Origin of the sequence: Trueperella pyogenes, from assembly GCF_001070855.1 — a bacterium.
Taxonomy (GTDB): Bacteria; Actinomycetota; Actinomycetes; order Actinomycetales; family Actinomycetaceae; genus Pauljensenia; species Pauljensenia pyogenes_A.
The window spans coordinates 1-771 of the sequence record NZ_JVLH01000011.1; the positions used below are offsets into that span (position 1 = coordinate 1).

At 53.8% G+C, this 771-nt stretch carries 1 pseudogene; it reads left to right on the plus strand.

Going from position 1 to position 771, the window contains the following annotated elements:
• Positions 1-404: 404 nt before the first annotated feature.
• Positions 405-771, plus strand: a pseudogene (locus tag ADG72_RS05440) (hypothetical protein); the annotation flags it as partial.

The window sequence follows — 771 nt, forward strand, 5'->3', positions numbered from 1 at the left end:
CTCCATACAGCGGGTGGGGCCCGGAACACGATCGTTCCAAGCCCCACCCGCCTTCTATACGCGGGCCCACCCGCATACACGACCACACTCACCTTACGAGCGCACACACCCCAAAACCCAACCACACACTCAGCCACTTGTTAGCGCTGTAATAGCTGCAACCCAAATACCTGATGATTTATAGGAACATTCTGTTGTTCCCCAGAAATGTTTATCAGTACTTCGGTTTTGTATGCGGTTTTTTCTTCGCCACTTCTGGCTTCTAGCGATGAAAGCCACACCAGTTGTGTTTCCACAGCCCCTTATGCCCACTAGCCTCATTTCGCACAGCCCATTATGCTGGTTAGGTTCATAGTTTTAATTCAAGATAGGTGCGGTCATCGGACCCCAAGAAAGTAGGAATTGTGGCAGATAGGTTTGACTCCTCGCAGCGTCGTGGACGTGGTTCCCGTGGAGGCAACGGTTCGTACTCTCGTGGGGAGTCTTCCCGTGGACCGCGTCGTTTTGATTCTTCAGACCGCCGTAACGGACGCGACGGTTTTTCTGGTGCCAATCGCGATGATCGTTATGATCGTCGTGATGGTCAGCGTTCGGATCGTCGTTTTGACCGTAACGAGCGTGGTGACCAGCGCGGAGGACGTCGTTTCGAGCGTTCCGATCGTGATTTCCGTTCTTCTGAGTATGGTGATCGCCGACAGGGCGGTGAGCGTTCTGGCCGCTTCGATCGTGATTCGCGTGATTCGCGCAGTTTCTCTCGCGATCGTCGTGATG